Annotated in this window: 22 protein-coding genes and 2 pseudogenes; 11 read left to right on the forward strand and 13 right to left on the reverse strand. The window is 52.5% G+C overall.

The features are described from left to right. Positions 1-499 precede the first annotated feature (499 nt). Complete coding sequence (locus JCM12308_RS06800; RefSeq protein ID WP_054783239.1) at positions 500-1,672, forward strand: aminotransferase; 1,173 nt, start codon at positions 500-502, stop codon at positions 1,670-1,672. 198 nt (positions 1,673-1,870) lie between these two features. Then, positions 1,871-2,893 carry an asparaginase gene (locus JCM12308_RS06805; protein WP_054783240.1) on the forward strand — a complete coding sequence of 341 codons (1,023 nt, stop codon included), beginning with the start codon at positions 1,871-1,873 and terminating at the stop codon, positions 2,891-2,893. 38 nt (positions 2,894-2,931) lie between these two features. On the opposite strand, the gene JCM12308_RS06810 is transcribed toward JCM12308_RS06805, so the two are convergent. The 7 genes from JCM12308_RS06810 to JCM12308_RS29215 all read right to left on the reverse strand — a co-directional run bounded on the left by JCM12308_RS06810 (position 2,932) and on the right by JCM12308_RS29215 (position 11,284). After that, positions 2,932-4,302 carry a TIGR03808 family TAT-translocated repetitive protein gene (locus JCM12308_RS06810; RefSeq protein ID WP_054783241.1) on the reverse strand — a complete coding sequence of 457 codons (1,371 nt, stop codon included), beginning with the start codon at positions 4,300-4,302 and terminating at the stop codon, positions 2,932-2,934. A 19-nt stretch (positions 4,303-4,321) separates the two neighbouring features. After that, positions 4,322-5,320 (reverse strand): methylmalonyl Co-A mutase-associated GTPase MeaB, encoded by a 999-nt coding sequence (gene meaB / locus JCM12308_RS06815; RefSeq protein ID WP_054783242.1) that lies wholly within the window; start codon positions 5,318-5,320, stop codon positions 4,322-4,324. A 176-nt stretch (positions 5,321-5,496) separates the two neighbouring features. Continuing rightward, on the reverse strand, positions 5,497-5,817 hold the full coding sequence (locus tag JCM12308_RS06820; RefSeq protein WP_008549564.1) for a heavy metal-binding domain-containing protein: 321 nt from the start codon (positions 5,815-5,817) through the stop codon (positions 5,497-5,499). 184 nt (positions 5,818-6,001) lie between these two features. Then, positions 6,002-6,853 (reverse strand): SDR family NAD(P)-dependent oxidoreductase, encoded by an 852-nt coding sequence (locus tag JCM12308_RS06825; RefSeq protein WP_054783243.1) that lies wholly within the window; start codon positions 6,851-6,853, stop codon positions 6,002-6,004. Between the two features lie 272 nt (positions 6,854-7,125). Next, positions 7,126-9,291 (reverse strand): methylmalonyl-CoA mutase, encoded by a 2,166-nt coding sequence (gene scpA, locus JCM12308_RS06830; RefSeq protein WP_054783244.1) that lies wholly within the window; start codon positions 9,289-9,291, stop codon positions 7,126-7,128. Further along, positions 9,291-11,036: a methylmalonyl-CoA mutase family protein gene (locus JCM12308_RS06835; RefSeq protein ID WP_208978320.1), complete on the reverse strand. Its 1,746-nt coding sequence runs from the start codon at positions 11,034-11,036 to the stop codon at positions 9,291-9,293. Before JCM12308_RS06835 ends, scpA begins: the two co-directional genes overlap by 1 nt. After that, positions 10,955-11,284 (reverse strand): hypothetical protein, encoded by a 330-nt coding sequence (locus tag JCM12308_RS29215; protein ID WP_208978321.1) that lies wholly within the window; start codon positions 11,282-11,284, stop codon positions 10,955-10,957. The genes JCM12308_RS06835 and JCM12308_RS29215 overlap by 82 nt, the downstream gene beginning before the upstream one ends. Positions 11,285-12,033: 749 nt before the next feature. Here JCM12308_RS29215 and JCM12308_RS31350 point away from each other — a divergent pair. Then, positions 12,034-12,735 (forward strand): LuxR C-terminal-related transcriptional regulator, encoded by a 702-nt coding sequence (locus JCM12308_RS31350; RefSeq protein WP_008549561.1) that lies wholly within the window; start codon positions 12,034-12,036, stop codon positions 12,733-12,735. A gap of 122 nt (positions 12,736-12,857) precedes the next feature. Here the strand turns inward: JCM12308_RS31350 and JCM12308_RS29225 are convergent, their stop codons facing one another. Continuing rightward, positions 12,858-13,004 (reverse strand): hypothetical protein, encoded by a 147-nt coding sequence (locus JCM12308_RS29225; protein ID WP_208978322.1) that lies wholly within the window; start codon positions 13,002-13,004, stop codon positions 12,858-12,860. Continuing rightward, positions 13,001-13,171 (reverse strand): hypothetical protein, encoded by a 171-nt coding sequence (locus JCM12308_RS29230; protein WP_208978323.1) that lies wholly within the window; start codon positions 13,169-13,171, stop codon positions 13,001-13,003. The genes JCM12308_RS29225 and JCM12308_RS29230 overlap by 4 nt, the downstream gene beginning before the upstream one ends. Before the next feature lie 454 nt (positions 13,172-13,625). On the opposite strand from JCM12308_RS29230, the gene JCM12308_RS06850 reads away from it, so the two are divergent. Next, the gene (locus tag JCM12308_RS06850) at positions 13,626-15,014 is read left to right on the forward strand and encodes a dipeptidase (RefSeq protein WP_054783245.1); all 1,389 of its coding nucleotides are present in this window, start codon (positions 13,626-13,628) and stop codon (positions 15,012-15,014) included. Positions 15,015-15,111: 97 nt separating this feature from the next. Further along, a complete protein-coding gene (locus tag JCM12308_RS06855) occupies positions 15,112-15,693 on the forward strand; it encodes an LOG family protein (RefSeq protein ID WP_054783246.1) in 582 nt (193 codons plus the stop codon). Between the two features lie 32 nt (positions 15,694-15,725). Here the strand turns inward: JCM12308_RS06855 and JCM12308_RS06860 are convergent, their stop codons facing one another. Continuing rightward, complete coding sequence (locus tag JCM12308_RS06860; RefSeq protein WP_054783247.1) at positions 15,726-16,631, reverse strand: DMT family transporter; 906 nt, start codon at positions 16,629-16,631, stop codon at positions 15,726-15,728. Between the two features lie 189 nt (positions 16,632-16,820). Then, a pseudogene (locus JCM12308_RS06865) lies at positions 16,821-17,482 on the reverse strand (haloacid dehalogenase type II). A gap of 565 nt (positions 17,483-18,047) precedes the next feature. Between JCM12308_RS06865 and JCM12308_RS06875 the strand changes: the two are divergent. Next, positions 18,048-18,916, forward strand: a pseudogene (locus JCM12308_RS06875) (branched-chain amino acid aminotransferase). 48 nt (positions 18,917-18,964) lie between these two features. Here the strand turns inward: JCM12308_RS06875 and JCM12308_RS06880 are convergent. Together JCM12308_RS06880 and JCM12308_RS32150 are read right to left on the reverse strand one after the other, a co-directional pair. Further along, entirely contained in the window at positions 18,965-19,903 is a 939-nt protein-coding gene (locus JCM12308_RS06880) for a YbfB/YjiJ family MFS transporter (RefSeq protein WP_208978324.1), read from the reverse strand. Further along, complete coding sequence (locus tag JCM12308_RS32150; RefSeq protein ID WP_208978325.1) at positions 19,891-20,178, reverse strand: YbfB/YjiJ family MFS transporter; 288 nt, start codon at positions 20,176-20,178, stop codon at positions 19,891-19,893. The genes JCM12308_RS06880 and JCM12308_RS32150 overlap by 13 nt, the downstream gene beginning before the upstream one ends. Positions 20,179-20,414: 236 nt before the next feature. On the opposite strand from JCM12308_RS32150, the gene JCM12308_RS06885 reads away from it, so the two are divergent. The 5 genes from JCM12308_RS06885 (at position 20,415) to JCM12308_RS06905 (ending at position 24,246) form a co-directional block, all read left to right on the forward strand. Next, positions 20,415-21,014 (forward strand): superoxide dismutase, encoded by a 600-nt coding sequence (locus JCM12308_RS06885; RefSeq protein WP_008549597.1) that lies wholly within the window; start codon positions 20,415-20,417, stop codon positions 21,012-21,014. Positions 21,015-21,155: 141 nt separating this feature from the next. Beyond that, positions 21,156-21,764 (forward strand): TetR/AcrR family transcriptional regulator, encoded by a 609-nt coding sequence (locus tag JCM12308_RS06890; protein ID WP_054783249.1) that lies wholly within the window; start codon positions 21,156-21,158, stop codon positions 21,762-21,764. Continuing rightward, positions 21,739-22,044 (forward strand): hypothetical protein, encoded by a 306-nt coding sequence (locus tag JCM12308_RS06895; RefSeq protein ID WP_054783250.1) that lies wholly within the window; start codon positions 21,739-21,741, stop codon positions 22,042-22,044. Before JCM12308_RS06890 ends, JCM12308_RS06895 begins: the two co-directional genes overlap by 26 nt. Further along, positions 22,031-23,191 (forward strand): aromatic ring-hydroxylating oxygenase subunit alpha, encoded by a 1,161-nt coding sequence (locus JCM12308_RS06900; RefSeq protein ID WP_083416540.1) that lies wholly within the window; start codon positions 22,031-22,033, stop codon positions 23,189-23,191. Before JCM12308_RS06895 ends, JCM12308_RS06900 begins: the two co-directional genes overlap by 14 nt. Further along, on the forward strand, positions 23,188-24,246 hold the full coding sequence (locus tag JCM12308_RS06905; protein WP_054783252.1) for a ferredoxin--NADP reductase: 1,059 nt from the start codon (positions 23,188-23,190) through the stop codon (positions 24,244-24,246). The genes JCM12308_RS06900 and JCM12308_RS06905 overlap by 4 nt, the downstream gene beginning before the upstream one ends. Position 24,247 lies beyond the last annotated feature (1 nt).

Here is a 24,247-nt window from a genome sequence, read left to right on the forward strand (position 1 = left end):
GGATTATAGGGTATCACGCGGTGACGGATATACGAGTACCGGCAAGGAGACTTGCTTTTGCGACTGTATCTGTCAGAGACGGAGGAACTGTTTGGGCAGGGAAACCTGACCGGATAAGCCACTGTCTTTCCGGGAAACCGGCTATCGTGCCTTATAGGCAAAAGAGGCGACGTTGTTCATCAAAAGAAAGCCCGGGCAAGGCGTGTAGCCAATGCCGAAGAAACATATCTAACAAGTAGCGCAGGCATTGCCTGCCGCCTTGCTCACCCCGATTACCGGGAACTCTAACTCCACCACTGCATGGGATGCCATGTGGTGCTATTGGTGTTTTCTCACTCCCACCAGCCTAATGGGTTCAGCCAGTTCATCTATTTCAGCTGAATTGCTGGTGCCTTTATGTGGAAATACGCAGGAAATGCATCTATTGCAGACTTTGCAGGATGCAGCCGGGCCGTTAGCTTGGCGTGGTGCGATCCGCAGCATGTGAGGGAGAGACCTGATGAAACCAACAAACTCCATATTTACGGGACTGGAAACGACCGTCTTTGAGCGTATGTCCCGTCTGGCAATGGAGCATAAGGCCATCAATCTTGGCCAGGGGTTTCCTGACGTCGATGGCCCTCAGGATGTTCGGCAGGTTGCAGCGGATACGCTTCTGGAAGGCCCAAACCAGTACCCGCCTATGCTGGGCGTACCAGCCCTGAGACAGGCCGTCGCCGACAACAACAAGCGCTTTTACGATCTGGATGTGGACTGGCAGACTGAAGTGCTTGTCACCTCCGGCGCCACCGAAGCGCTGGCCGACAGTATCTTCGCATTGGTTGAGCCGGGCGACGAAGTCATCCTCATTGAGCCGCTCTACGACTGCTATCTCTCACTGGTTAAACGGGCAGGCGCTACACCGGTTTTTGTCGAAGTCATCCCGCCAAGTTGGGAACTGCGCGAAGGCGAGCTGCGCAAAGCCTTCTCCAGCAAGACCAAAGCCATCCTGCTCAACAACCCAATGAACCCAAGCGCCAAGGTCTTCAGCAAAGACGAGCTGCAATTGATCGCAGACCTGTGCCTTGAGTTCGACTGCTACGCCATTTGCGATGAAGTTTATGAACACATCGTGTTTTCTGATGAGAAGCACAAACCGCTTATGACTCTTCCGGGAATGCGTGATCGCTGCATTCGCATTGGCTCTGCAGGCAAAACGTTTTCTCTGACAGGCTGGAAAGTCGGCTACATCACCGCCGCTCCAAACCTGCTGGAACCAATCGCCAAAGCCCACCAGTTCGTCACCTTCACCACCCCGCCGAACCTGCAAAAAGCAGTAGCCTATGGGTTGAACAAGGATGACGACTACTACGCCTCTCTTGAAAGCGAGCTGAAAGCCAAACGTGATCTGATCTCTGGACCACTGGAAGACATGGGCTTCCGCGTTCTCCCATGTGAAGGCACTTACTTCGTCACCTGCGATTTTGCGCCGCTTGGTTTCAAAGGCAACGACGTCGAGTTCTGTCAGAAGATGGTTGAGGAAGCCGGTGTCGCCGCCGTTCCGATCTCCGCTTTCTACGGCACAAAAGGTCCGCAAACTTTCGTCCGCTTCTGCTTCTGCAAAAAAGATGAAGTGCTGAACGAAGCACTGGGTCGCCTACAGGCATGGATGGGCGAAATGGTCGTCTCCTGACGCCTCGGAACCGGACAACGCCAGCGAATGCTCGGTTAACGGCCTGCGCAACAAGGGCAAAATCACAAATGTAGCTCTGCCCTGAAAAATAGAGTATGCAGACATAAAGAGCCGGAGCGGACCTGCCACGCAAGGACAACAGCCCGCTGCCGCGATCAATCATAGGGCCTGAGAGCCAATCCTTGGAAGTTTGAGTGAATGGATAATCCCGTACTCGTCGAAGTGACGCGAGGCAACACTGTCGAGAGCCGCCACCGTGGCTCAATCGCCATCGTTGATGCTGATGGCAAACTGGCGTTTGGTGCAGGTGATGTTGAGCAGGGCATCTTTGCGCGCTCCGCCATCAAAGCCCTTCAGGCAATCCCAATGGTGGAATCCGGTGCTGCAGAAGCGCTGAATTTTGACGATGCCGAACTGGCTCTGGCCTGTGCCTCCCACAACGGTGAGGACGTCCACGCCAAGTCCGCCCGCATGATGCTGTTCAAGGCTGGCCTGACTGAGCAAGACCTCATGTGCGGCCCGCAATGGCCAAAGCACATGGATGATTGTGTCGAGATCGTTAAAACCGACGACAGCCCATGCCAGCTGCACAACAACTGCTCTGGCAAGCATGCTGGCTTTTTGGCAATGGCCAAAACCCTTGGCATCCCAACCGAGAACTACATCGATTTCGATCACCCGGTCCAGGCGGAAATCCGCAATGTGCTGGAGCAGATGAGCGGTGGTGTTCTGGCCCAGGATGTCTGCGGAACGGACGGTTGCTCCATACCGACCTACGCCATGGATCAGCAGAAGACCGCTCTGGCCTTTGCCCGTTTCGCAACCGGTGTAGGCCTTGACCCAGTCCGCGCCAATGCAGCGGAAGTGCTGTATGAGGCTTGCGTCAACGAACCTTACATGGTCGCCGGTAAGAACCGCTTTTGTACTGAGATCATGGACATCTTTAAAGGCCGCGTCTTCGTGAAAGTGGGCGCAGAGGGTGTCTTCTGTGCAGCCCTGCCGGAACTCGGCTTTGGTGTGACCCTGAAGTGTGAAGACGGTTCTGTACGTGGTGCGGAAGTCATGATGGCAGCCACCATCAGATCACTGCTGGGCCTCTCTGAGGAAGAAGAAAAAGGCCTGCGCACCTGGGAACATCAGCAGTTGAAGAACCGCCGCGATATCCTCGTTGGTGAAGTTCGCCCAGTCGCAGACTTCAAGCGTCTGCTGAACACCATTTGATTTTGGTAAGGGCAGGGAGGCCTCTTCCTGCCAGCTCCCTAAGTGGGGCTTACAAGATTGTCTGTCACGCGAATGGAGCGTGGCAGATCCTCCGCAGAAAGCGCCAGATCACCGCTGGCCTGCTCATCCCATTTGAAGCCTGCGATATTCACGGGGCAATCCGCTATGATATTCTGGGAAATGAGAGCACTTTGATCATCCGCTGCAAGACTGACGGCAATGCCAACAGGAGCTGACCGAACAGTGTTCTGAGCTGCAATCAGGTTGCGCATATACGGCCCCCAGCCCAGATTGATACCAATAATCCGTGCATCCTCCACCACGTTGCCGGTCACACTGGTATCCGCCTCAACAGCAATGCCAACACCGAAGGTCGGATTGTCCTTCTCATAGGGTCCCGTACCTGTGATGGCCCGCAACACATTGTTGGAACACACGGCCAGACGCCCGCCCTCTCGGAAGTTGGTGATCGAAATCCCGTTGGCGGCTGTCTCAATCAGGTTACTGCTGACAATAGCCCCCTGGAAGCCGAATTCCACAAACAAGGCCACTTCGCCTGAGCGGTGACAGGTGTTGCCAAGGATCTGGACATTAGAGGCAGCATTGGCGCGGATCGCGGAGAATTTGCAGTCGCTCACCTTGTTGCCGGAGATGGTGACATTATCCGCCCGGAACACATTGATGCCGTTGCCGTTCTGCCCGGTCCCTCCGCCATTGGCACGGATGTTGGAAACTTGGTTGCCCGATATGAGTGACCCATCATGTCCCTCGGACCACCGATGCACCAGTATGCCACCATTGCCGCAATCCGAAACGATGTTCCCCTCAATGCGCAGTGCGCTAGCATTGTAGCTGAGAAGAGCAACATCGCTGTGCCTATGAATATGGTTCCCGATGATGGACCCAGAGCATTGCTCCAGTACTACACCCGACTTGCTGCTCTTGGTTATCTCACAGGACGTCAGGCTGAGCCGAGCGCACTGAGAGAACCACAACAGAGCGGAAGCCTCGTCAGAAAGCGGCTGATCACCACCATCAAAAATGAGGTCTTTGAGAGTAACGTCATCTGCCTGCACACCTTGCAGCAGCAAGCCACGCCCACTGAACACCAGGCGCGTGTGACCGGATACACCGCGTAGGTTCAAACCACTGGGCAGCGAAAGCCCGGAGACCTGATAGTCACCAGCACCCAACTGAAGGATATGCCCTGACGCAGCAGCATCAGTTATCACCGCTTGCAGCTCTTCTGATACATCGCGCTGAAAAGAAGGAGCGGGGAACTCAACAATGATCGGTTTTAAGGGAGCAACAGCCTGCGCCTCGTGTGCCGCAACCAGCGTTCCGGCTCCTGCCACAACACCAGCACCAAGCAAGGCACGTCTTGAGAGCTTCTCTTGATCTTCTGCCATCACATCCCCCAGTGTTTGATCAGATCCCGAACAGGCTCGCCAACTTACTCGCCGCAGCAGTGGCTGGCAGATTGCCAGATTTCACCGCGCCCTCAACATCCGGCAGTGCTGCTTTGATCTCCGGGTTCGCCTTCAGAGCAGTCTGTAGCTTTTCATTGAGCAGACCCCACATCCACGCCAGTTGCTGTTCTGCGCGCTTACTCTCCCAGTCGCCACTGGCCTGCATCCGCTCTTTGAAGATACCCAGCTGGCCCCAAAGATCCTCCAGCCCCTCATTGGCAAGCCCGGAGATGGTCAGAACAGGGGGCGACCAGTACTTGGAGCGTGGTGCAAGAATATTCAGTGCAGCCCGATACTCGGATGCTGCTGAACGTGCCCGTATCAGCCCATCACCTTCAGCCTTGTTCACGGCAATCAGGTCCGCAATCTCCAGCACGCCTTTCTTGATGCCCTGCAGCTCATCGCCAGCACCCGGCAACATCAGAACGAGGAAGAAATCAACCATCTGTGCAACGGTCGTCTCAGATTGCCCGATGCCCACAGTTTCAACGAGGATCACATCAAACCCGGCAGCCTCACACAAAAGCATGCTTTCACGGGTTTTGGCAGCAACACCACCCAGCGTGCCGGCAGAAGGAGAAGGACGGATGTATGCATTGCGATCAACAGCCAACTGCGCCATGCGGGTCTTGTCACCCAAAATGGAGCCGCCAGTACGCGTGGAGGAAGGATCAACCGCCAGCACGGCCACCTTGTGCCCTGCGGCTGTCAGGTTGGAGCCAAACGTATCGATGGTGGTGGACTTACCAACGCCCGGAACGCCGGTCACGCCGATGCGGAATGCATTTCCCGTGGCCCCCATCACTTTGGTCAGCAGGGCCTCAGCTTGCTCCCGATGGGCAGGCTTCTTGGATTCAACAAGCGTAATGCCGCGTGCCAGTGCGGCGCGCTGCCCATTCAGCAGCCGCTCGGCAAGATCATCAATGTTGTCTCTGGAAGAGGCGAGGCGTGCATTCATTCAAATAAGTCCGGTCAGAAGAATCTCTTCTGCCAACCTTGAACAGATGGCGCCCCTTTGCAAGTCAGCGACTTGGAGAAGTTGTGGGGCAGGGCTGAACCCTGCTCACACTTTAGTGCGTGTTCCCGAAAAGGTGTTTCCGGTTTTCGAAAAAAGAAGACGCAGAGAAAAACGTGTTAGCGATAGGTAACAGCAGTACCGGTCGCAGTCACCATCAACATGGAACCATTGCTGCCAACAGTCTCATAATCAATGTCGATACCGATCACAGCGTTTGCACCATAACGGGCCGCTTCCTCGGTCATCTCATGCAATGCAATCTGACGGGCTTTCTTCAGCTCATCCTCATAGGCGCCGGAACGACCACCGACAATATCGCGAATACCGGCGAACAGATCTTTAAAAACGTTTGCACCCAGGATTGCTTCACCGTGAACAATGCCCTTGTAGTCGGAAATCTCTTTGCCCTCGATGGTGTTCGTGGTCGTAGTAAGCATATTTCATCCTCAAATGTGCGCTCCACCCTTGCGCAGAACACACGCCAAAAATCCCGATCTGCAGCCACAAGCTCTGATCGAAGTGCCCGAGCCCATGTAATTTATGGGCGCTTAACTCATGTAGGAATGGATTAGGAAAATACCAGTGTTTGCAATGCTTGTTTCTCCAGATCAAACACGACGCTTAAGAGATCTTCCCCGCTTTCTGGTAGCTGGTAAACTGCTCTGCATAGTCTGGATGCCAGCGGGAGAGAGCAGGGCGGTTTCCGATGATATCACCGGCTGCCCAGGAGACCCGGAGGTTATCGGTTTTTGAATCTACGGCGTTATCCGGGCACAGAATGTAGAAGTCGCCCTCAGCCATACGCTCAAGGAAGTAATCAACCGTCTGCTCACTTGTCCATGCATCTGCTGGCTTTTCCGGATACTGGGCCATGTTGATGCCTGTGTGAGTAAAGCCTGGCACAAACAAGTGAACTGAGATCGGGGCATTCGCCTCTCGCAGCTCATGGCTGAGCTGTTCACTGATGACTTTCACCCCGGCCTTGGTCGTGTTGTATGCTGGATTACCGGGAGGTGTTGTGATCCCTTGCTTTGAGCCGGTGTTGATCACAACAGCCGGACGATTTGCTTCCACCATGCGCGGCAGAAAAGCATGAACGCCATAAATCACACCAAACAAGTTCACGGAGAGGAGTTTCTTCCAGTTCTCCATCTCACCCCAGCTTGATGAAGGTATCTCAATCCCGGCATTGTTCATGAGAACGGCGACATCACCAGCCGCAAAGGCTTTGTCCGCCAAAGCGTTCACTTGGCTCTCATTAGAAACATCCGTCGGAACGCCAATCACAGTCGCACCCTCAGACGCAGCAGAACGAACCTCATCAACTGCCGCGTCAAGTCGTGCTCCGGGAAGATCTGCCAGAACCACGCCAAGCCCGCGCTGAGCAAATCGAAGGGCGGCAACTTTGCCCACCCCACTTGCTGCACCTGTAACGACTGCCAAACCACCGAGTTCAAGAGCTTCTTTAAACATTGTTATTCGCCTGATGACTGGGAGTTCTAATACTGAAGGAGATCTGTTCCTTTCACCTCACCTATATGAGCTTGAAACATTAAGGGTTCATTGCAGCTCGGGTCGCAGACATCTGCTCGCCGGTTAAAGCCAGCCACCTATAGCGAATGATGGGAGAGGGAGCGGCAAACCGGACTTGCCCATCCTCCTATCGAGTAACGCGGACATAAAAAAGCGAAGGCGAGAACAATCGTCCCGCCTTCGCTAAAATCAATCATGATCTGCTGAGATGTTTATTCAGCAGCCTGCTGTGGCTCGTAGCCCAGCTTTTCGTTCAGCTCGTGGATCAATCCTTCAGCAGCTTCCGAAATCACTGTCCCCGGAGGGAAGATCGCAGACGCGCCGGACGCATAAAGCTCATCATAATCCTGCGGAGGCACAACACCGCCCACTACGATCATGATGTCCTCACGGCCTTCATCTGCCAGCGCCTTTTTAAGCGCAGGCACAAGGGTCAGGTGACCCGCAGCAAGGGAAGAAACGCCAACGATGTGCACGTCGTTTTCAACCGCCTGACGAGCAGCTTCCTCAGGCGTTGCAAACAACGGCCCGATGTCCACGTCAAAGCCAAGATCAGCGAAGGCAGAGGCGATAACCTTCTGGCCGCGGTCGTGCCCATCCTGTCCCATCTTGGCAACAAGAATACGCGGGCGGCGACCATCGTTTTCTTCAAACGCGTCAACCAGCTGCTCAATTTTGGAGATGCTCTCAGACATTTCACCAACCTCGCGCTTATAAACGCCAGCAATGGACTTGATTTCTGCCTTATGGCGACCAAACGCATTTTCCATAGCCAAAGACATTTCGCCAACAGAAGCCTTCACTCGAGCCGCTTTCACGCAAAGGTCCAGCAAGTTGCCTTCACCAGAACGAGCGGCATCTTCAAGCGCTTTCAATGCTGCCTGTGTCTCGTCTTCATTGCGTTCTTCGCGCAAGCGTTTCAGCTTCTCGATCTGCTTGGCGCGAACTTCTTCGTTGTCCACCTTGAGCACTTCAAGCTCATCTTCACGGTCAGGACGGAACTTGTTCACGCCCACGACGGTCTGGTGTCCGCTATCGATGCGTGCCTGCGTTTTTGCAGCTGCTTCTTCAATACGAAGCTTCGGAATACCTTTTTCAATGGCCTTCGCCATACCGCCAAGGCTTTCGATTTCTTCGATATGCTTCAGCGCCTTCGCTGCCAGATCCGCAGTCAGGCGCTCAACGTAGTAGGAACCGCCCCATGGATCGATGGTTTTTGTCGTCCCACTTTCCTGCTGCAGGAACAGCTGGGTGTTACGGGCAATGCGGGCAGAGAAGTCTGTCGGCAGCGCCAGTGCTTCATCCAGCGCGTTGGTATGCAGAGACTGAGTGTGCCCCTGCGTAGCCGCCATTGCTTCAACAGTGGTGCGGATGACATTGTTGAACACATCCTGCGCAGTCAGGGACCAGCCAGAAGTCTGCGAGTGCGTGCGCAGCGACAGGCTCTTCGGGTTCTTCGGCTGGAAGTTCTCCTGCATCAGCTTCGCCCAGATCAGGCGTGCCGCACGCAGCTTGGCAACTTCCATGAAGAAGTTCATGCCAATGGCCCAGAAGAAGGAAAGGCGAGGAGCAAACGCATCAATATCAAGGCCAGCAGCCACACCTGCACGAGCGTACTCGATGCCATCAGCAATCGTGAATGCCAGCTCCAGATCTGCGGTCGCACCCGCTTCCTGCATGTGGTAGCCGGAAATGGAGATGGAATTGAACTTCGGCATGTTCTTCGAGGTGTAGTCGAAGATGTCCGAGATGATCCGCATGGAAGGGGCAGGCGGGTAAATGTAAGTGTTGCGAACCATGAACTCTTTCAGAATGTCATTCTGAATGGTTCCGGAAAGCTTCTCCGAAGAAACACCTTGCTCTTCCGCTGCTACGATGTAGAGCGCCATCACTGGCAGCACAGCACCGTTCATGGTCATGGACACGCTCATCTTATCCAACGGAATGCCGGAGAACAGCGTGCGCATGTCATAAATGGAGTCGATGGCAACACCGGCCATGCCCACATCGCCGGCAACACGTGGGTGATCACTGTCGTACCCACGGTGGGTTGCCAGATCGAACGCGATGGAAAGACCCTTCTGACCAGCGGCCAGATTGCGACGATAGAAAGCGTTGGAATCTTCAGCAGTGGAGAAACCAGCATATTGGCGCACGGTCCATGGCTGCTGAACATACATGGTTGGATAAGGCCCACGCATGAAAGGCGGCAATCCCGGCCAGGTGTTCAGATGTGTCAGACCATCAAGATCCTGCGGGCCATAAGCTGGCTTAACCGCAATGCCTTCCGGCGTGTCCCAAGTCGCTTGCGTGTCAGTGGAAGCGGTGGCCGCGCTGTCTTTGTAATCAATCTGGGTGTAGTCAGGAAACAAGCTCATCAAATTGCCTCCACTTCATCAGCCAGCGAAACGCCAACCACTTCAAAACATGTCTTCAGTTCAGCAAGCATATCACAGCCTTGGTATATGGTCCCATCAAGGCCATTCTCGGTCAGCTCCGTCATCAGTTCCTTCGGACGACCCGCCAGCGTCACACGCTTGGCGCCTGCTGCTTTAAGCTCTTTCAAAACAGCAACAGCCTGTTCTTCGTAAACTTTGTCAGAGGAACAGATACACGCAATCTTCGCATCACTGATGCGGAAACAGGAGATCAGATCATCAAGGCTCTCAAAGTGCTTTCCACCTCCGCTGACGAACCCGCCAGCCGCATAAAAGTTGCTGGTGAATGTTGAACGGGTAGTATGTTGAGCCACAGGGCCCAACGTTGCCAGGAACACCTTTGGTGAGTTCCCCTGAGTTTCCTTGAAGGCCTCTGCCTTGTCCCGGAGGCTTTCAAACGGTGTCGCCAGTCGTGTCAGCTTCAGGGCGTGACAATCATTATCACCCAGCTGCTTACGGCTTGCCTGAATATCGACCAATCCGGCACCATCACTCAGCGCTTTGGCAACAGCTTCAATCAACTGTCCATCGGGGCTTGGTTCCGGAAGGTCTTTACGGGTCGCTATCTCACCGATCTGATCCGTATCTGCCTTCAGAACTTCCACATCTGCCTCTCCCAGATTGGGGAAGGCACTTGTACCCGTCAGAGGGTGGCGTCCAGTGGCAACCAACTTATCCTCTTCTGCACGCGCTGCGGTAACATCAGCATAGATCAAACCAGATTGCAGAGCCTCAAGAACACCGCCTTCTTTCTCAATCTTCTGGAAGTAACCCCAAGCCGCATTGGCCAGCTCTTCTGTACGCTCTTCAACAAGACCACTACCGGCAGCTGGGTCACTCACCTGCGCCAGATTGCTTTCTTCTACCAGAATAAGCTGAGTGTTGCGGGCAATGCGGCGCGCAAAAGCATTTGGCAGACCAAGAGCGCTGGTGAATGGAAGCACGCTCACACTGTCAGCGCCGCCAATGCCGGCAGCAAACGCAGCCACTGTGGTGCGCAGCATGTTCACCCATGGATCACGTTTGCTCATCATGCGCCAGCTGGTCTCCATATGAAGATGCAGCTTTTGGGATGGCATCTGAGCAGCATCCAGTAGGCGGGCCCACAACTGGCGCATCGCACGCGCTTTAACGATAGTACCAAACTGATCCGCGCTCGCACTCAGGCAGGCAGATACGTGTTTGGGCAGATCTTCGGCAGGAATGCCGCCCTTTTCCAGTATGCGCATATAGTAAAGCAGGCTGGAAAGGGTCAGGCCCAGCTCCTGAACGCTGTTGGCACCCGTATCGTGATAGCAACGGCCATCACCACGCAGCAAGCTGCCCTGAATGCCGTTGTTGCGAGCGTATCCCGCAAGGTCTTGAGCGCGCTGCTCAAGGCGTTCAAAGGAGTTGCGTACCCGACCGGAGCTGACAAACACACTGAGAGGATCAGAGACACCTTGAACAGTCAGTTGATCAGAAGGAACGCCCAGCCGCTTGCAGGTTTCAACCAGCAAAGCAAGGGTCGCGCTGCCTTCATAGCCACATTCAAGGCGGAAATCGATGAGATCAGGCTTTACATCATCAAGCAGTTTCAGCATGTCATCAATACGCTGAACGCTCAGTCCACCGCCAAGAATACGCGGAGAAGCAGGCAGAACCAGCTCGATGCCGTCAGCCCCACCTTCCAGGTCTTCCAGCATCTGGCGTTGGCCTCGGAAATGACGGGATGATCACTGCGTTGAATGATCTTCCAAGGGCGAGAGCTCTCCCTCAATTGCAATGGAGCGCTGTCGGTGCGTCCTTGGTATAACGGCTTGTTCTCAAGGCCACCTGCAATTGGTGTGTTTAGTGCATCCAGAGCGGCGCCTTTAAGGGCACGCAGAGCAGATGCTTCCCAGTCACTTTGTGTTGCTTCTAGGAAATCGCTTGGAAAATCAATGTTTTGCATGTCCATCCCATGTCCTTCTGGTAACTTTATACGAAGGAACCTTTGATGGTTTCAAGCTATGCGTTAGGACGAGATTGGAAAACAACTGGCCCAAACACTGCGTAAATTGCAGAACTACTGATGTGACAAAGGCTGGATAGATTTCGCATTAGCTTAATTTATCCTAAACTTGTCGCAATTGACCCTAGGGCATGTAACGCTGTTACTATTGCCGAGAGCTAAGCAGTAGTTTCGTACTCTTACTATAGATTTTTCGGAATTACTGCCAATTAGCTCCTAGGTAAAACTGTTGGAGTAGTGAGTTTTATGGGGCAACAGTGGGGGCACTATTTACAGGTGCTCTGAATACTTAGAGGTTAGTTGATCTACCTCCGAAAATGAGAATGACGGTATTGCCGAGATTGCTGTAAGAACAAGTGGTCTGAGAGTAATACAAGCATACATGAGATGGTGACATCTTGTCAGCGCGAGGCAATTCAAAGAATTGCCCGTGACGAACAAAGACAGCGTTTAACAGGCGTGCGAACAACTACTCAATACGAGAGAACAGGCCAAGGCCAAACTCCGTAAAGTCGCCGTCCTGCGCTGAGCCGCCATTCAAGACTGAGAGTTTTCGAATTTACCTGCGCAAACAATGGGTTTGCGAAAGTGAGTTGGCATGCCTCCGGTATGTCAGGTGGGCAAGTGCGTCTTCAATCCGGCGACACAAGAGCGAGTGCTGCGCGGATAGAAACGGGAAGGCAGGGCAAATGAACGATACTTCAGATATCGAAGCAAAGGTAAAAGCGATTTCAGAAGCACGGGCAGCGAAACCCGTTCTGGACATTGTGGAGTCCTATCTAAGACGATTGGGTGCATCCCATATCCTCATCACAGGTCTTCCTATGCCAAACCGAACAATTGACAGTTTGGTTCATAGGTTCCGTTGGCCGGATGAGAGAAATGGCGGTGTTGAGCGGACAACCCTGAGCGCTGGTGATAGTGCTCTTATGCTCGGCCTGTCCGGCAACCGTCCGGTTGTCTGGTCAGTTTCCGGCACAGACACAGGCAATTCTGAGCTTTTTGCCGCAATAGGCGAGGGCGCTCGGGTCATGGTGATCCCGGTAGATGCGCTTCATCCATTCCAGGCAATGGTGGTCGGCGCTGGGCATCAGATTGCTGCTGAACCTTACGATCTGGCATCATTGGAAATCGTCTGCTCCGCAGCTTTCCGCCGTCTGTTCGAACTGGGTGTAATTTCAGATCAAAGACCGGGCGATTTATCAGCCCGTGAGCGCCGTGTTCTGGAACTGACAGCGCTGGGCAAGACTGCGCACGAAATCGCTGAGCTTCTGGAGATTTCTCAAAGAACAGTCCATGCGCACTTGCAGAACGCAAGCGCCAAGCTCAACGCATCCAACAAAACCCATACGGTGGTTGAAGCGTTGCGGTACGGTCAGATCAAAATCTGACAAAGCTTATCGAAGACATGAGAAAAGCAGGCTCATTCCCGATGGGCCTGCTTCTTGGTGTATCAGACACTCAGATTTGGAGCGCTTAAAACCCTGACGGAATAGTATCGGTTACCATCTTGCTAGGTGATTTCAGCAAGCCCCGGCACACGAGCAACGATTTCATCCGTGAACTCCGGTCCGGCTTTTTCGCGAGTATACTCAACAGTCTCTTTCGCGACTTTTTGAATATCCTCAACAGTGAGCCCAAGGGTGGTCATTTCGTTCAAGCAGCAAGCACACCAACGCTGGCGTTCATCTTGCTAGCCAGACCGCCAAAAAGGCCCTTGTTTTCGGTCGCTTCGTCGATGGCGAGAAAACCTTCCGCAGCTGGAAAGGCCTCCAGTAGGGTCTCGACTTCTTCTCTGGTGCTGTTCTTTGCAATGAAGTTCAGCATGATCCTACAGCAGGTTCTACCTTTTCGGGATCCAACCCGGTTTTTTCGGTAATGCGATCAACAAGTATATGCATCGTGATCTCCAGTCCCCCAATAAATCTAATATAGTGACGATTGGGTCCAATGTTAGGGACAACGGAACAGGCTCGTTAGCATTGGGTGATTTCATAAGTTCGAAATCCGGGCCTAATCCCGTATGTTTCCAAAAAGATTCTGCGTTGCTTGGCCTCTTGCGTGCCTTTGTTCTTCAAAGTATCGCCCACGCACCTTAAAAGAGTTTAACCGACCTGTTTAAACAGTCTGCCGAATTACAAGTGGTTACCAGGGCAAAGCCATAGCTTTGACTTTGGAAACTATGTTAGAGCTTCTTACAGCCTCATATCTACGCAGTGACCTGCGTACTATCCCATCCTACAGGTGATAAACACGAGCCTGCACTACAAAGGAATGAATCATGTCGAATCTCGACAAAGTCCTTGATCGTATTGATCAAAATTTGGATCAAAGTCTCGATCGGTTGTTTGAACTCCTGCGCATCAAGAGCATTTCCACCGATCCTGAATATAAGGGGGACTGCCGCGAAGCAGCTGAGTGGATGGCACGTGAGCTGACTGCAATTGGCATTCCTTCTGAGGTCAGAGACACCACCGGCCATCCAATGGTCGTCGGTCACCGCGTAGCAGATGGCAAGCCGGGACCACACGTTTTGTTCTATGGCCATTATGATGTGCAGCCGGTTGATCCGATTGAGCTTTGGAACGCTGATCCGTTTGATCCGCAGATTGTGACCCGCAAAGACGGCTCCAAAATGATTGTTGCCCGTGGTGCAAATGATGATAAAGGCCAGCTGATGACCTTTGTGGAAGCTGTTCGTGCCTGGGTTGAAGAAACCGGCGATGTGCCTATCAACATCTCTGTTCTGCTGGAAGGCGAGGAAGAGAGCGGCTCCCCATCTTTGCAGCCATTCTTGGATGCGAACAAAGAAGAGCTGTCCAAAGATCTCGCCCTCGTGTGTGACACCTCCATGTGGGACAAGGACACACCAGCAATCTCCGTTATGCTGCGTGGTCTGGTTGGCGAAGAAATCACCCTTAAAGGCCCAAGCAAAGACTTGCACTCCGGCATGTACGGCGGTGCTGCGCGCAACCCGCTTCATGTGCTGTCTGACATGGTTGCTGGCCTTCGCGATGAGAACGGCAGCATCACACTGCCAGGCTTTTATGATGATGTTCCGGAACTACCAGAAGACGTCAAAGAGATGTGGCAGAACCTCGGTTTCTCAACCGAGGAGTTCCTCGGTGGTATCGGTCTGAAGGACCTGGGCGGCGAAAAAGATCGCTCCGGTCTGGAACAGATCTGGGCGCGACCAACCTGCGAAGTAAATGGCCTTTGGGGTGGTTACACTGGCGCTGGCTTCAAAACCGTTATCCCGGCTGAAGCCCATGCAAAAGTATCCTTCCGTCTTGTTGGTGATCAGGATCCTGAGAAAATCAGAGAAGCATTCCGCTCTTATCTGAAGTCCAAAACACCAGCAGACTTCGAGCTTGAACTGCACCCACATGGTGGCGATCGCGCCCTGCGTATGGATTTTGATGCACCTGCTCTGGCAAAGGGCCGTGCGGCTCTGTCAGCTGAATGGGACAAGCCAGCAGCACTGGTTGGCTGTGGTGGTTCCATCCCAATCGTGGGCAGCTTCAAGCGCACTTTGGACATGGATAGCCTGCTCATCGGCTTTGGTCTGGACGAAGATCAGATCCACTCACCAAATGAGAAGTATGAACTCAAGAGCTTCCACAAAGGCATCCGATCCTGGGCACGCGTTCTGGAAGAGCTGGCCAAGTAATCTGCTTTTGACCATTTTAGCCCCGGACATCCTTTGTTCGGGGCTCATACCTCATAATTGAATATGTGTTTTGGGCTCGGCCGACTGGAGAATTGAAATGGCATCTATCTGCGTATTTTGCGGATCATCAATCGGGAAACGCCCGGAATATGAAGCAGCAGCACGCCTGCTCGGTACCGAAATCGCTAAGCGTGGCAACCGTTTGGTCTATGGTGGTGCGGAAGTTGGCTTAATGGGCGTTGTTGCAAACGCAGCGCTGGAAGCGGGCGGAGAAGTGGTTGGCGTTCTGCCAGAAGCTCTGGCCGCGAAAGAACTTGCGCACAGATCCTTGACAGACCTTCACATCGTCGGCTCCATGCATGAACGCAAAGCCATGATGGCAGATCTGTCAGATGCGTTCGTCGCGCTGCCGGGCGGCATTGGCACCATGGAAGAACTCTTCGAGGTCTGGACATGGGGGCAGCTGGGTTACCACAACAAACCGTGCGGTCTTTACAACGCAAACGGTTTTTATGGGCGTATGCTGGCATTCCTGGATTTCATGGAGGAAGAAGCATTCATGAAGAAGACCCACCGCGACATGCTTCTGGTCGGTGATAATCCAACGCAGCTTCTGGATCAGATTGAAAACTATCAGGCTCCAATTGGTCACAAGTGGATCACCCGCGCAGAGACCTAAAAGCACAATGATTGCAGGCTGATCTTCGAGCCTTAGTCCTGCAAATATCTTGGCAAGCGTGAAGGTTCGTTGGTCAGATAAAGAGCACCCAGCAAGAACGCAAAGCCGACAGCTTGCCCTAGGCCCAGTGGCTCTGAAAACAGCAGGTATCCAGTCAAAATGGCGAGGCCAAACTCAATAAAGCCAGTAGTGTAGGCCGTTTTGCGACCAGAACGATCTGAGCTTCCATAGGCAAGCAAGAGCTGCGGCAACAAACCCGCAATCAATGCCAATCCCAATATCGGCAATGTGCTTGGAGCAGTGCTCACGCTCTGCCAAAGCTTCAACTCCACCAGTGCAAATGGAACAGCTGTCACAACAGCCCCGGCAAAAATGCAGGCGGCGATGGAAAGGGATGGCAGATAACTCGGAGTTTTGCGACTAACCAGTTGCAAGCCGCCATAACACAGCGGCCCAACCAAACCGATTGCTACTGCAACAAAATCCACGTCAGGCAAAGGTGTCGAAGCAATGATGATCAGCAGAGCGCCAAATACCAATCCGAGTGTCAGCTTGTCGCTGCCACGCAGTTTTGCTCCTCCAATAGCCCGCAAGATCACGAGCAGAGCAGGGTAGGAGAAGAACAGGCTGGCTGCGAGATAAATCGGCAGAACGCTCAGAGCATAAAAGTAGCTCCATGCTCCCAGTCCCATGATCATCCCAAACAGCACATATTGCCGGCTGCTCGGGCCGGATTTAAGTGCTTGAGGCAGATAGGGGGCCAGTAATACAGCAGGCAGGATATAACGCAGAAGAACAGCAGAGCCGGGAGAAATACCAGCAGAAAAGCCGATCTTGGCAAAATAGGGAATGCTGCCAAAGCAAACCGCGCCCAGACCCAAAGCAATCAGGCTCACAATTCTGTGGCCAGTGCCTTCACTTTTAAATCCATGAAACATGAAGTGTAAGTAACGTCGACTGCTTCTGCTCTTTCAAAACTGCTGGCCTTAAAGCCGCCACAAATATGAAACCTGAGGCAGCTAAGAGCAAGTTTATTTGCCAGACCAACAGTGTTTGAGTTCAGATGGCCACAGAAAACCGCACTGCATGCTTGAGTATGCCAGCCTGAAGTCAGTTGCACTCAAGGTTTACCCCAGAGCAGGAAGCCCGCTCAGATCTTTCAGAACTGCAGACGGAGAAAGGTCAGCATACTCATCAGGCATCTGTGAGCGATTGATCCAGACTGTACGCATGCCATACTTGGTGGCACCGGCAATATCCCACCGGTTGCTGGACTGGAAGGAAATCGCTTCCGGATACAAGCGGAAATGTGTTGTCACCAGATCATAAACGTCAGGATGTGGCTTGTAGGTCTGTACCGGATCAACAGAGAAAACCTCGTCAAAACAATCCGTGATGCCTGCATTCTTAAGCGCACCGTCCATCATCTTCATCGGTGCGTTGGAAAGGATTGCCAGCTTGGAGCCACGCTCACGCAGATCTTTCAGCAACTGCGGAACTTCCGGGTAGCAGTCTAACTCCCAGTAGGCGGCGAGCAGCTCATCGCGAGCTCCCTTGTTGCTTCAGGAACCAGCGCAAATGCGGTATCCAGTGCCTGAATGGTAAGCTCCCAGAAATCCACATACTGCCCCATCAGAGAACGGACCCAGGAATACTCCAGTTGCTTCTCACGCCAGATGGATGAGAGTTTTTTGCCCTCAGGACCCACGGCACCCATATGCTTTCTGGCGGCAGCATGCACGTCAAAAAGGGTTCCATAGGCGTCAAAAACATAAACTGAGTGGCTCATCTCTGCTCTCCGGCTCCACACCAAGCGTCAAGATTGGCAAATTCCAATACCCCTAAGAAAGCGATGTGATGAGGTTTCGTCAAGGCATGGGAAATACGTGTTCCCTATGCTTTGGGTGCATAAATTTAACAATTGTCTCCTGAAAACAATATTTCACTCTCAAAACCCATGTTCGCGCACAAAACAATTCCAGAATCTTTAGCCAGCTCTGCAGAAGGTTGCGGCAATCTCAAAAGTCCTTGAAACGTTAATGCGTTAAAACTGTGCAAAAGAACAATGAAGAGGCCTCACGCCCGCAAAATACAAGCTCGTCCCGGCTCGCAATGTAATTGCGTATTCTTGCCTGATATCTGGTTGCTGTGACATTTAGTTGCGTTTCAAGCTTAATTTTGCCGCCCACGATAACTCTTAGGACTTCCGTATTGGGCATGATGTCTGCACTCTGGTGCTTTGTCTTCTTTGTCGAGAGTATGGTTGACCCCATTTGAATTCTCAGGTCGACTGACAAAAGATAATAGGGCGGGGCCTGTTTGGCTCATAAGCGACTTTTGAGGAGAGATTTATTATGGCCGAAATGTCGAAGACTCGTACATGGGTTGAAGGCAAATGGTACGAGGGTAATCCGCCACTGATCGGCCCACGTACACATTCTTTTTGGTTGGGCTCAAACGTATTTGATGGAGCCCGTGGTTTTGAAGGCGTCATGCCTGACCTTGATTTGCACTGCGCCCGCTTGAACCGCTCTGCTGTAAACCTCGGTATGAAGCCAACCATGCGCTTTGAAGAGATGGTTGAGCTCGCGACAGAGGGCATGAAGAAATTTGAAGCGGATGAAGCCGTTTACATCCGCCCGATGTACTGGGCTGAAAATGACGGTCCGGGCATCATTGATGGCGACCCAGAGTCTACCCGTTTTTGCATGTGCCTGTTCGAGCACCAATGCCACCAAAAGGAGCGTCTAACAGTCTGACATTGTCTCCATTCCGTCGGCCAACAATGGAGTCCATGCCAGTTAATGCAAAAGCAGGCTGTCTCTATCCAAACAACGCTCGTGCATCCCGTGAAGCAAAATCTCGCGGCTTTGACAACGCGATCATGCTGGATGCCCTCGGCAATGTTGCTGAGCTGACCTCTGCGAACATTTTCATGGTCAAGGATGGTGAAGTGCTCACTCCTTATTGGAATGGCACCTTCCTGAATGGCATCACACGTCAGCGTATCATCAAGCTGCTCAGCAGTGCGGGCTACAATGTCCATGAAACCACGCTGACTTATAAAGACTTCTATGAGGCGGACGAGATCTTCTCAACCGGCAACTACGGTAAGGTCGTTCCAGTCCATAAACTGGATGATCGCACCATGGATCATGGTCCGGTAGCTGCCAAAGCAAGAGAGCTTTATTGGGAGTTCGCACACGCTAAAGTGCCAGCTTAAAGCAGAGCCAAAGAGAACGTTTTGAAGGGAGGCAATCGCCTCCCTTTTTTATGCGGGTGTAAATCGTTTGATGGTCAGCAGCGCTGCGAGGATAAGAACACCTGCTGCAACGAGAGAGGCGAGCATGAAATCGCCGTTGAGCTCGTATAGATAGCCTGCGAAACTTGGCCCGAACATCTGCCCAAGACCGAAAGCAGCTGTCATCAAGCCAACAATCTGGCGTGGGTTAGAACTGGCAATCCGGCGCGCCTCGACCAATCCAATGGATGTAATCCCGACAAAGGTCCCTCCCAGCAGAATTGCAGCAGCGGAAAGACCAGCGATCGTAGGCATCAACACACTGAGAGCCACTCCAACGGCCTCCAGCATACACGCAACCGCGATCGCTCTGCCATAGCCGATGCGCACACCCAGCTTTTCCCAAAAGAAGACGGATGGGATCACCGCCAGACCAACCAGCAGCCAACCAAGTGATTTCATGGGAGCAAGCTCTGGCGTAAGGCTGGCCAAAGCACCGAGGAATGTTGCTGTGATGACATATCCGAAACCAAAACAGCCATAAGCAAAGATCAGCCGCCAAGCGCTCAAGTTTAACGGCTTGGTTTTGGTTTTAGTTTGAGCAGACTGCATCGAAGCTTGCGGCGGCATCTCCTTGCGAGGCGGCAGCAGAAAGGGAATGCAGAGCGAAAGAACCAGACTTAAAACCCCACTGGCAATCCAAAGCTGTGAGGATGTCTCTAAGCTCGCCCCAAGCCACTCAATCATGAGCGAAGAGCCTGCAATGCCAATCCCGACGCCGGTGAAATGGATCGGGAAGAGATGCAGACTGTGCTTTTCTGCAAGACGTTGCATGACAATGTTCGCGACCAGAACAAATGCATAGGCACTTGCCAAACCCGCCAGAAAGCGGATCACAACAAACCAATAAACACCAAGGCTGAATGCCATGAGGAACGTGACAACAGTGCTGGTGATCAACGCCACCATGAAGATTCGATAGGGGCCACCGGCAGGGGAGCGCGTGCAGCCATCAAGGCGCCAAGCAAGTAACCGAGATAATTGGAGGACGCTACGAACCCAGCATTCACCTCATTCAAAGTGCCGTCCTGCAACATAAACGGGAGCACCGGCGTATAGACAAATCGTCCAATGCCCATAACGGCCGCCATAGCAAGGCAGCCGCCCACCGCTGAAAGGAACGCAAACTGGTCTTTTTCAGGACTGGTGGATGCTTTCATGAGTTTTTCGGAGGTATCTGTCACAAATTGATTCCTTATAACCCGCAGAAAACAGCCGTTTATAAGGCGAAAAAGCTCCTGCAATTCTCAACTTAGAAGTTCCACTTACAAAAAAACAAGAAAAATATTTGCAAATTATGCTCTTCACCCGTTGCTCATACGCAAAAACATCACTATTTTGCACCATGAGTTGCAGCGCTGGTTGGTTGTAAAACTGAAAAGCACTGCGCCTAAAGTTTCCTTTCCCATGGAGGTATACCATGTCTTTTGCTCTTGAAGACCTGCCATACGCATACGACGCTCTGGCCCCTTACATGTCTGCTGAAACTCTCGAGTTCCACCACGACAAACACCATATGGCTTATGTAACTAACGGCAACAAGTTGCTCGAAGGTTCAGGTCTTGAAGGTAAAAGCCTCGAAGAGATCGTTAAAGAAAGCTACGGCACCAACGCTGGCCTGTTCAACAACGCTGGTCAGCACCTTAACCACCTTCACTTCTGGAAGTGGATGAAACCTAATGGTGGCGGTTCTTCTCTCCCAGGCGTTCTGGCAAAGAAAGTTGACGAAGATCTCGGTGGTTTCGACAAGTTCCGCGCTGACTTCATCAACGCTGGTGTAACCCAGTTCGGCTCCGGTTGGGCATGGCTTGCAGTTAAAGACGGCAAGCTCGTAGTGATGAAAACCCCTAACGGCGAAAACCCAATCGTACACGGCGCAACCCCAATCCTTGGCTGCGACGTATGGGAACACTCTTACTACATCGATTACCGCAACGCGCGTCCTAAGTACCTGGAAGCATTCGTTGATAACCTGATCAATTGGGAATACGTGGAAGAGCTGTACTCTGCAGCTGTTTAATCCCAAAGACAGATTATAATTAAGGCGGCCTCGTGCCGCCTTTTTTGTTTCGACTGCTTCGTATTTTTAAATTGTCACCATTGACAGTTTATTGATCGTTGCCTATCTCTATTCACGTCCGTTGAGTGAAAGCACATACCCATGCCGCGTCCAAGTGTTCAATCCGCCAGACTTAATGAGATCGTACAAGCAGCAGCAAAATGCGTTGCTCAATATGGTTTGGAAGGCGTGACGTTGGAACGCATTGCTGAAGAAACAGGACTGAAACGACCGCTTATCCGCCACCATGCGGGTAATCGGGAAGAGATAATAAACGCTGTTGTAACCCATGTTCTTGCAGGCTTTGCCGAAGTGACAACCATGTTCGCCAAAGCACTGCCTGAAAAACATGGCTCCTATGCCGCTGTTGATCATCTGTTTGATGATCATGGCTATTCTGATCCAGCTGAGATGATGATGTTCCAATCCATCGTGGCAGCCGCGGACAGGTTTCCGGCGGAGTCAGAGGCTCTCCTGAAATGGGTGGGCGACTTTACAGCAGTTATAGTCGAGGCAATTAAACGAGACTTTCCTGAAGTGGAAACCGAAGCCGCCGAAACCGTTGCCCATGGTATCGTGGCGATCTACTTCAACGTTGATTCCTTGGCCCCGTTAAAGCCGCCACATGAGTGGAGGCGATATGCAAAAAATGCAGCATTGCTGCTTCTGAGGTCCTTGGAAACGAATGCAAGTACTCAAAGAGCTACTTAGAACAATAATCAGCTACAGCAAGTGGCGAACCATTTTCGCTCTGATCCTGATTGCCGCCTCACTTTACTACGGGTGGCAATGGGTCTGGGGTGCGCTTTTCCTTCTCTGGACGTTTAGAGCGTGGCGGACCAACTCCGTCTATGTTGTCGAGACCCTCGCACGTGATGACCATCCGTTCCTGTTCTGGATCATCATCATCCTGTGGGCGACGCTATCGCTCTACCTCATCTTCGCAGATCTAATAATGATGCTAGGAGGCGTTCCCCATGTCTACTCATAGCAACGGTATGCCAGTCCTCCCGAAGGAGGCATACACCTCTCAGGAATGGTTTGACCGCGAGCAAGCACTGATCTTCTCTAAAACCTGGGCACTTGCTGGGTTTCAGGAAGATATCACCGAGCCCGGTCAATACATTTCAGTTCAGGCAGGCCTGAACAACATCTTCATCGTGATGGGCAGAGACCATCGCCTGCGTGCGTTTCACAACATCTGCCGCCACAGAGGCACGCAGCTTCTGAGAGCAGAAGGTAAAACGCAAAAGGCGATCACCTGTCCTTACCACGACTGGACATACGACCTTGAAGGTAATCTGATCTCTGTGCCGGAGCAGGAAAAAGAGTTCCCCGGAATAGATCTATCTTGCAACGGCCTAAAGAAAGCTTCGGTCGATATCTGGCGCGGCATGCTCTGGGTCCATCCAGATGAAAACGCACCGTCCATCGTCAACTGGTTTGGTGACGTGGAGCCATACCTCGCGCCTTATGATCCTGCAGGACTAATCGAGACTGAGGAGGGCTACTCAAAGCACGAGATCAAGGCCAACTGGAAGATCATCGTCGAGAATTATATCGACGGCTATCATCTGGCTCACCTTCATTCTCACACGCTCAATATGTACGATCATTCCAAGATCGAATGTGAGTTCATCGGTCCACACTTTGCTTTCTGGGAGCCACTGGCTGACTTCTATGCAGCTGAGGTGGAAAAGGTAACCCCGATGCCACTCATCCCGGGTATCCCGAAAGACAGGATGGGCGCTTGGGTGCCAATGCTGTTTCCCGGGATTGGTCTGGGTGAATCCGAGAACTCTTGGTCCACCTTCCATATCACACCAGTAGCTCCAGACAGATCCATTGTCGAGATCCGCACGCGCGTCGCAAATGAGTCAACTTGGGCCTTCACGAAGGCGGCCATGGCCTCAGCATCGTTCTGGGATAAACATCTGGGCACAAAGTACAACGGTGATCCGAATGTAGACCCAATGTCCTCCGGGGACTTCATGCTGGAAGATATCTACGCTTGCGAACAACAGCAAAAATCATTGCAAAGCCCATACTTTGAACATGGCCCGTCCTCTAAGCACGGCGAGAAACCGGTGAGAGACCATCAGTCCGTGGTCGCCAAGTGGATGGAGAGCGATCAGTGAGAAATGTTGTCTATCCACTCAGAGTTTCTGAGGTCATCTCAGAAACCAAACAGGCGAAAACCATCAGGTTTGATGTGCCGACTGAGCTGATAGATGAATTTCATTGGCGACCTGGTCAGCACATCACCATCGAGCTGGAAGCAAACGGTGAGAAACTGCGTCGTCCTTTCACGATCTCCGCAGCACAAGGCAATGGCAGGTCACTGCAAATTACAGTGAAGCCAAATCCAGATGGTATCGTCTCTAAGTACCTATGCTCTGCAGTAAAGGCTGGTCATCAGCTCAATGTGATGCCACCGTTTGGAGGCTTTACGCTTGTGCCGCGTTCAGATCATCAGCGCACGCTCTACTTCTTTGCTGGAGGCAGCGGTATCACACCTGCGATGGCAATGATTGAAGCTGCTTTGGAAGATGAACCTCGTTCAAAACTATACGTGCTCTACGCAAACCGGTCCGCTGACGGCATCATCTTTAAGGAGCATCTGGAGCAGTTGGCTGAACGCTACCCATCTCAGCTTGAAGTTAGGCATATTCTCTCAAAGCCGTCCATGTGGTCCATGTTCTCACCATGGAAATCAGGCCGGATCTCTAAGGACGTCATTCTGGAGTACCTTTCTGAATGCCGCCCGATAGCTCAGGACGCACAGTATTTCATTTGCGGTCCGGACTCCATGAACAATGACGTCCGTGGTGCTCTCCAGAACTGTGATGTCCCGGCTGATCGCATCCATGCGGAGAGTTTTGGTGGTGATACAGGAGCTCAAACAGAGGTTACCAGCGTTCCGGCACTGCTCAAGCTCGACTACTACGGAGAGGCCATTGAATTGGAAGTCGCGGAAGGCCAGTCCATAATGAACGCAGTTCGCGCAGCAGGTCTGGAACCACCATACTCCTGCCAGTCCGGCATCTGCGGCGCATGTAAGGCACAGATCAAGAGTGGGGCCGTACATATGCAGGCCAGAATGGCATTGGAAGACGCTGAGGTCGCCAAAGGTGCAATCCTGACCTGTCAGTCATATGCGACAACGCCGGAGTTATCCGTCAGTTTCAGATAGA

The sequence above is a fragment of the Pseudovibrio denitrificans JCM 12308 genome, from assembly GCF_001310815.1.
Classification (GTDB): Bacteria; Pseudomonadota; Alphaproteobacteria; order Rhizobiales; family Stappiaceae; genus Pseudovibrio; species Pseudovibrio denitrificans.

Bases quoted from the DNA above. Each gene is read 5' to 3' on its own strand.
- JCM12308_RS06800 (WP_054783239.1), top strand. From the start codon at position 500: ATGAAACCAACAAACTCCATATTTACGGGACTGGAAACGACCGTCTTT.
- JCM12308_RS06805 (WP_054783240.1), top strand. From the start codon at position 1,871: ATGGATAATCCCGTACTCGTCGAAGTGACGCGAGGCAACACTGTCGAG.
- JCM12308_RS06810 (WP_054783241.1), bottom strand. From the start codon at position 4,302: ATGGCAGAAGATCAAGAGAAGCTCTCAAGACGTGCCTTGCTTGGTGCT.
- meaB (WP_054783242.1), bottom strand. From the start codon at position 5,320: ATGAATGCACGCCTCGCCTCTTCCAGAGACAACATTGATGATCTTGCC.
- JCM12308_RS06820 (WP_008549564.1), bottom strand. From the start codon at position 5,817: ATGCTTACTACGACCACGAACACCATCGAGGGCAAAGAGATTTCCGAC.
- JCM12308_RS06825 (WP_054783243.1), bottom strand. From the start codon at position 6,853: ATGTTTAAAGAAGCTCTTGAACTCGGTGGTTTGGCAGTCGTTACAGGT.
- scpA (WP_054783244.1), bottom strand. From the start codon at position 9,291: ATGAGCTTGTTTCCTGACTACACCCAGATTGATTACAAAGACAGCGCG.
- JCM12308_RS06835 (WP_208978320.1), bottom strand. From the start codon at position 11,036: ATGCTGGAAGACCTGGAAGGTGGGGCTGACGGCATCGAGCTGGTTCTG.
- JCM12308_RS29215 (WP_208978321.1), bottom strand. From the start codon at position 11,284: ATGCAAAACATTGATTTTCCAAGCGATTTCCTAGAAGCAACACAAAGT.
- JCM12308_RS31350 (WP_008549561.1), top strand. From the start codon at position 12,034: ATGAACGATACTTCAGATATCGAAGCAAAGGTAAAAGCGATTTCAGAA.
- JCM12308_RS29230 (WP_208978323.1), bottom strand. From the start codon at position 13,171: ATGCTGAACTTCATTGCAAAGAACAGCACCAGAGAAGAAGTCGAGACC.
- JCM12308_RS06850 (WP_054783245.1), top strand. From the start codon at position 13,626: ATGTCGAATCTCGACAAAGTCCTTGATCGTATTGATCAAAATTTGGAT.
- JCM12308_RS06855 (WP_054783246.1), top strand. From the start codon at position 15,112: ATGGCATCTATCTGCGTATTTTGCGGATCATCAATCGGGAAACGCCCG.
- JCM12308_RS06860 (WP_054783247.1), bottom strand. From the start codon at position 16,631: ATGTTTCATGGATTTAAAAGTGAAGGCACTGGCCACAGAATTGTGAGC.
- JCM12308_RS06880 (WP_208978324.1), bottom strand. From the start codon at position 19,903: ATGGTGGCGTTGATCACCAGCACTGTTGTCACGTTCCTCATGGCATTC.
- JCM12308_RS06885 (WP_008549597.1), top strand. From the start codon at position 20,415: ATGTCTTTTGCTCTTGAAGACCTGCCATACGCATACGACGCTCTGGCC.
- JCM12308_RS06890 (WP_054783249.1), top strand. From the start codon at position 21,156: ATGCCGCGTCCAAGTGTTCAATCCGCCAGACTTAATGAGATCGTACAA.
- JCM12308_RS06895 (WP_054783250.1), top strand. From the start codon at position 21,739: ATGCAAGTACTCAAAGAGCTACTTAGAACAATAATCAGCTACAGCAAG.
- JCM12308_RS06900 (WP_083416540.1), top strand. From the start codon at position 22,031: ATGTCTACTCATAGCAACGGTATGCCAGTCCTCCCGAAGGAGGCATAC.